Annotated in this window: 6 protein-coding genes; all 6 read left to right on the top strand. The window is 56.3% G+C overall.

Features of this window, described 5'->3' with window-relative positions; translation table 11 throughout:
• The first annotated feature begins 193 nt into the window (after window positions 1–193).
• Window positions 194–1,192 carry an LLM class flavin-dependent oxidoreductase gene (locus ACM615_RS02225; RefSeq protein ID WP_431011363.1) on the top strand — a complete coding sequence of 333 codons (999 nt, stop codon included), beginning with the start codon at window positions 194–196 and terminating at the stop codon, window positions 1,190–1,192.
• A 9-nt stretch (window positions 1,193–1,201) separates the two neighbouring features.
• Window positions 1,202–1,762 carry a GNAT family N-acetyltransferase gene (locus tag ACM615_RS02220; RefSeq protein ID WP_120162462.1) on the top strand — a complete coding sequence of 187 codons (561 nt, stop codon included), beginning with the start codon at window positions 1,202–1,204 and terminating at the stop codon, window positions 1,760–1,762.
• A gap of 35 nt (window positions 1,763–1,797) precedes the next feature.
• Window positions 1,798–3,141: an LLM class flavin-dependent oxidoreductase gene (locus tag ACM615_RS02215; RefSeq protein WP_431011362.1), complete on the top strand. Its 1,344-nt coding sequence runs from the start codon at window positions 1,798–1,800 to the stop codon at window positions 3,139–3,141.
• Window positions 3,142–3,606: 465 nt separating this feature from the next.
• A complete protein-coding gene (locus ACM615_RS02210) occupies window positions 3,607–4,305 on the top strand; it encodes an ABC transporter permease (protein ID WP_431011361.1) in 699 nt (232 codons plus the stop codon).
• Window positions 4,302–5,231: an ABC transporter ATP-binding protein gene (locus ACM615_RS02205; RefSeq protein ID WP_431011360.1), complete on the top strand. Its 930-nt coding sequence runs from the start codon at window positions 4,302–4,304 to the stop codon at window positions 5,229–5,231. The genes ACM615_RS02210 and ACM615_RS02205 overlap by 4 nt, the downstream gene beginning before the upstream one ends.
• Window positions 5,232–5,948, top strand: a complete 717-nt coding sequence (locus tag ACM615_RS02200; RefSeq protein ID WP_431011369.1) for an ABC transporter ATP-binding protein — start codon at window positions 5,232–5,234, stop codon at window positions 5,946–5,948.
• Window positions 5,949–6,000 lie beyond the last annotated feature (52 nt).

Genomic DNA, 6,000 nt, shown 5'->3' with positions numbered 1-6,000 from the left:
GCCGACGCCCACGACCTTGATTTTGAATTTGACTTGAGCTTGAGCTTGAGCTTGAGCTCAAAGCACATGTGATGCGCCCCCCACATCCATTCTCATCTCCCGCAACTCCATAGCAACTATTGTTGTTTTACATCTTTTGTTCCTGACTTTAATAATCCCTGTTAACGACGTGTTGCGAATAAAGGGAAAAACGATGGGATACCGTTTAAGTTTGCTGGAAAAAAGTCCGCTGGATGAGCATGAAGATGCCGCAGGGGCATTACGCCGGACGCTGGAACTCGCCAGAAATGCAGAACGCTGGGGCTATCACCGGTTCTGGCTGGCGGAGCATCATAATACTGACAAACTGGCGATCTCTTCGCCGGAAATCGTGATCGCCTGGATCCTCGCGCATACGCAGCACCTGCGGGTGGGTTCCGGCGGCGTCATGCTGCAACATTACAGTCCGTATAAAGTGGCGGAAAATTTTAATCAGCTGGCGTCACTTGCCCCCGGCCGCGTGGATATCGGCATTGGCAAAGCGCCGGGCGGATTACCGCTTTCGACCCATGCGCTGCAATACGCGGTGGATCCGGCACGTAAGGGCGATTTTGCGGAACAATTGCGTCAGCTCGACGACTGGCTTTCAGTGCCCGTCAGAGGCAAAGACGCCGATGCGCTTTCTGCTACCCCACAGCCGCCGCAGTCCGCCTTACGTTTCTTATTAGGTGCCAGCGAACAAAGCGCCCGTCTGGCTGCCAGTCTCGGCTGGAATTTCGTCTTTGCTGCGCACCTGAATGCCGACGAGCGCGATATTTCCAGCGCCCTTTCCGCTTATTCGCACGACAGTCATGGCAAACGCGCGCTTCTGGCTGTGCCGGTAATTGTCGCTGACACCACCGAACAGGCCGCACGGCTGGTGGATAAAACGCAGCGGTATCGCGTTATCACCAGCGACGGGCAAAGCGTCAACGTCGGCAGCCAGGAACAGGTTGAGGCGTATCTGCGTCAGTCAAAAGCCAAATCTCATCGTATTGAAGAACGTCAGTCTGAAGTGCTGTACGGCACCGGTGAGGATGTTCATCAGCAACTGGAAGCGTTGCAGGCAAGGTACGGTGTGGAAGAATTTATCATTGATACGCCGGTTTCTCAGCCCCGTGCGCGCCTGCGTTCCCTCGAACTGTTAGCCACGTCCAGCGTTGCGCTGGCTTAAGGACACACGATGAGCCACGTGATCCGCCTTGCTCAGGAATCAGAAGCGGCTGCGCTGCACAGCCTTTTGCAAAAAGCTTACGCGCCGCTGCTGGAACATGGCATTCATTTCACCATCACCCGCGCCAGCGTTGAGGATGTGCGGGATGTTATCCGCAATGAAACCACGTATGTGCTGGAAAAAGACGGCGTACTGACGGCGACGCTGACCACGCGTTTTCTGTGGACGCCTGCGAAAAATCATCTTGCGCCGTGGCCGTTTGTTCACTGGTTTGCAGTGGCGGAACACGCCAAGGGTCAGGGTTTTGGCAATGAAATTATCCGCTACGTCGAAGAAACATTCTTACGCGACACGCTGAAATCACCGGCGGTGTATCTGGCGACGGCGGTAAACCATCCGTGGCTGACCGCATTGTATCAGCGACGCGGTTACGAGCCGTTTCATCGGGCGACCAATCCGCTGGGCGTCGAACTGGTGTATCTGCGCAAAATTCTCAATCAGCAGGCTTTTGATGCCCAGGAGCAGGCGCTGCTCGTTCGCTCTGTCGCTGAATTACGCACGCTGGCTTAACGGCGTCTGAATAATATAATCTTAAGGATGAATCAATGAGTCAGAAAAAACAGTTACGTCTGGGTGCCATTATTCAGGGTGCGTCCGGAAATATGTCCGCATGGCGTCATCCGGATGCCGTCGCTGATGCCAGTATTAATATTCAGTTCTGCCAGCAATTAGCGCAACGAGCCGAACAGGCTAAGTTTGATTTCTTATTTGTCGCCGACGGACTTTATATTACTGAGAAATCTATTCCGCATTTTCTCAACCGTTTTGAGCCGATTACCCTGCTTTCAGCGTTGTCGCTGGTGACTCAAAAAATCGGCCTGGTGGCGACATTATCGACCTCTTACAGCGAACCGTTTACCGTCGCACGCCAGTTCGCCAGCCTCGATCATCTGAGCGGTGGCCGTGCGGGCTGGAACGTCGTGACCTCGCCGCTGGAAGGTTCGGCGAAAAACTTCTCCCGCGATAAACATCCTGAACATGACGAACGTTACCGCATTGCCAGCGAATACGTCAGCGTGGTGAAAGGCCTGTGGGACTCGTGGGAAGAAGACGCGTTTGTGCGCAACAAAAGCACCGGCCAGTTCTTTGCGCCACAGAAACTGCACACGCTCAATCACCACGGTAAATACTTCTCGGTGCAGGGACCGCTGAACGTCGGACGCTCGCCGCAAGGCCGTCCGGTAGTCTTTCAGGCCGGAGCATCTGAACAGGGCAAAGCCTTTGCCGCCGAAGCTGCCGACGCTATTTACACCCGTCAGGAAACCCCGGAACTGGCACGCGAATTCCGTCTCGACGTCCAGCGCCAGTTAGCAGAACACGGCCGTGACGCTGAGGACATCCGCGTCTTCCAGGGTATCAGCGTGATTATCGGCGACTCGTCTGCCGATGCCGAACGCAAGTACCAGGAAACCGCGCAACTGGTGACGCTGGAAAGCGCGCTGGATTATCTAGGCCGCTACTTTGAGCATCACGATTTTGCGCAATACGATCCGGATGCTCCATTCCCGGACATCGGAGATTTAGGGCAAAACAGTTTCCGCAGCACGACAGATGAAATCAAACGCAACGCTCATGAACACGGACTGACACTACGACAGGCCGCGCTGGAAGCCGCCACTCCACGCCCGACCTTCTCTGGCACTGCCGAAGACGTCGCCGACGGTCTGGAACACTGGTTCACCTCAGGCGCAACCGACGGTTTTATCGTTCGCGGCGGCACCCCGACGGCATTCGATGATTTCATCGACAGCGTGATCCCGATTTTGCAGGCACGCGGGTTATACCGGACGGACTATGAGGCGCAGACCCTGCGGGGGAATCTGGGGTTAAGTGAGCCGGAGAATCAATTCACTGCTAAGAGTGTGCATTCCGATGCACTGACGGTTTAAGGTCAACACCTTGGGTTGCCACCCAAACCGGCCCTAAGAGGCGCCTATCGCCGCGCCTCTTAGGAATCTCCGGCTCTTTCACTGCGCGCTCCGCTCGCTGGCTATGTTTCAGGTATCGCAGCGACAGGCTGGAAATCTTGCCGCTTTGCGGTTCCTTCTCTCGGTCTTCGAGCCATAGGTCTCGAAGCCGCTCCGTTCAGCAAGATTTCTGAATCGCCCGCACGATCTTAAATTCAAAAGCGGGATTGTTTTTCATCTTTTAAAAAGGTTGATTGGCGTGATCAAAAATGGCACCGAATGAACGGTTCGAGACCCAAGGCTCGACACCTGAAATTCGGGAATCGCGCAGCGATGACATTTTGCGCCACTCACTGATGCAACAGGACATGTCCGTCGTACCTGCGACAGCGCGCAGTTAAAAAAGCGCGGAGTCCAGAGGCCCGCGCGTTACCGGGTCTCTGGTCGGTGTGGGCCGACGCCAGCAACCCTGAGTTTGAGGCAGTCACTCAAAAAACAGAGTTAGGCCGCGACGTGCTGGCGCGTATCGTTTATGGCAGCCGTTATTCCCTGCTGATTAGCCTGGCGGCGATGGTTGTCGCGGTCAGTATCGGCACCCTGCTTGGCCTGCTGGCGGGTTTATTCAAAGGGCCGCTGGATGAGCTGATCAGCCGCGCGGTGGACGTGGTTTCAGCCTTTCCGGATTTGCTGCTGGCGCTGATGCTGATTGCCTTTACCGGTCCCGGCACCACCAATCTGATTTTCGCACTCGGCGTGGCGTCAGTGCCCCGCTTCACCCGCGTAGTGCGGGCACAAACCTTTCTGGTGATGTCTTCAGGCTATGTCGAACAGGCGCGCACGCTGGGGCTGAAGCGCCATGTGCTGGTCTGGCGGCATGTGTTGCCGCACGCCATTGCGCACGTTCCGGCGCTGGCGACGCTCGGGCTGGGCACGGCGATTATCGGCACCGCCGGGCTGAGTTTTCTCGGTATGGGCCCGCAACCGCCGACCGCCGAATGGGGGCTGATGCTGGCCGAAGGCCGTAATTATCTGCGTAATGCCTGGTGGATTGGCGACTGGCCGGGCGTGGCAATCACCCTGACCGTGATTTCAGTCAACACACTCGGGCGTTACTGGCAGGCCACTTTTGAAGGAAAACGTCCATGAGCGACGAACTGTTAATTGATATCCAAAACCTGTCGATTTTCTTTCCGTCGGCAAAGGGTGAAAAAGCCGCCGTCAGCGGGCTGAATCTGCAACTGCGTCGCGGGGAATCCGTGGCATTTGTCGGTGAATCCGGCTCAGGGAAAACCGTGATAGCCCGCAGCCTGCTCGGCTTACAGGATGGCAAAGCGCGTATTACTGCCGATCGTTTTGTTATTGGCGGTGAAGACATGCTTGGCGCCAGCCAGCGGCGCTGGCGTAAAATTCGCGGCAGCCAGATTGGCTATGTATTGCAGGACGCGCTGGTGTCGCTCGATCCGTTACGGCAGGTCGGGCGGCAGCTTCGCGATGCGCTGACCGCCAGCCGCAAAACCGATCCGAAGTTGCTCAGCGAGCAGGTGATCGCCTCTCTGAAATCGGTCGGATTTCCCGATGCGCAAAACCGCCTCAGTGCCTATTCGCATCAGCTTTCCGGCGGGTTGCGTCAGCGGGTTTTGATTGCCACCGCGCTGGCCGGAAATCCCGGTTTACTGATTGCCGATGAACCGACCACCGCGCTGGACATGACGGTGCAAAAACAGATCCTGGATTTGCTGCAACAGCGGCGCGATAAAGGCGAAAGCCTGCTGCTGATCAGCCACGATTTGTCGGTGGTCGGGCAACTGGCAGACCGTATTCTGGTGATGCATCAGGGCAAAGTGGTTGAGGAAGGTTGCGGCGAAAAGCTGCTGTCCGCGCCGGACCATCCCTATACGCAACAGCTACTGGCGGCGGTTCCCAGCCCCGCGACGCGCGGTCTTAAGCTTTCTGGCAAACGTGGTGAACCGCTGCCTGCACGCAATATTTCCGTTTCTAATCCGGTGCTGGAAGCCCGTCATATCAGCAAAGCGTACGCCGGTAAAACCGTGGTCAGTCACGTCAGTCTGTAACTGTTTGCCGGTGAAACGCTGGGCATTGTCGGCGAATCTGGCTCAGGGAAAACTACGCTGGCGCGGATGATCCTCGGGCTGACCGAACCGGTATCCGGCACGATAGAAATTCAGGGGCAGCGCTGGAGCCAGGTTCCGGAAGCGCAGCGCAGACTGCAACGTCGTGGTATCCAGCTGATTGCGCAGGATCCGCTGAGTTCATTTGATCCGCGCTATAACGTGGAAAAAATCATCGGCGAAAGCCTCGACTGCGTGGGCATTTTTGATGAGGAACGGCGCAACCGCGTCCGTCAGTTGCTGGATGAAGTGCAGCTTGGCGACAGTTTTCTGCACCGTTATCCGCGTGAATTGTCCGGCGGACAGCGTCAGCGAGTGGCGATTGCCCGTGCTTTTGCGCCGAATCCTGCGCTGCTGGTGGCCGATGAACCGGTCAGCGCGCTGGATGTTTCGATTCAGGCGCAGGTACTGGATTTGCTGGCAAAAATGCAGGCCGAACACCGCACCGCGCTGTTATTTATCTCCCATGATTTAGGCGTGGTGCATCATCTGGCTGACCGGGTGATGGTGATGAAAGACGGCAGCGTCGTGGAGCACGGAAATGTCGATGATGTGTTCTACCATCCGGCGCATCCTTGGACGAAAAATCTGATTGATGCGCTGCCGGTTGTCAGTTCAAACCGGCACAATAAAGATTATCCGCTCCGGTATTATGCATAATATTACGCCCCGCATATCGTTAGCGATTTAAAGCATTTGTCGCAGGCAACCG

The sequence above is a fragment of the Rahnella sp. PAMC25617 genome, from assembly GCF_050606005.1.
In the GTDB taxonomy this organism is placed as follows: domain Bacteria; phylum Pseudomonadota; class Gammaproteobacteria; order Enterobacterales; family Enterobacteriaceae; genus Rahnella; species Rahnella variigena.
Note: the sequence above shows the minus strand (reverse complement) of the source record. Positions and strands in the feature narration are given on the sequence as shown.

Excerpts from the sequence above, each read along its gene's own strand:
- ACM615_RS02225 (WP_431011363.1), top strand. The coding sequence starts at position 194 with ATGGGATACCGTTTAAGTTTGCTGGAAAAAAGTCCGCTGGATGAGCAT.
- ACM615_RS02220 (WP_120162462.1), top strand. The coding sequence starts at position 1,202 with ATGAGCCACGTGATCCGCCTTGCTCAGGAATCAGAAGCGGCTGCGCTG.
- ACM615_RS02215 (WP_431011362.1), top strand. The coding sequence starts at position 1,798 with ATGAGTCAGAAAAAACAGTTACGTCTGGGTGCCATTATTCAGGGTGCG.
- ACM615_RS02205 (WP_431011360.1), top strand. The coding sequence starts at position 4,302 with ATGAGCGACGAACTGTTAATTGATATCCAAAACCTGTCGATTTTCTTT.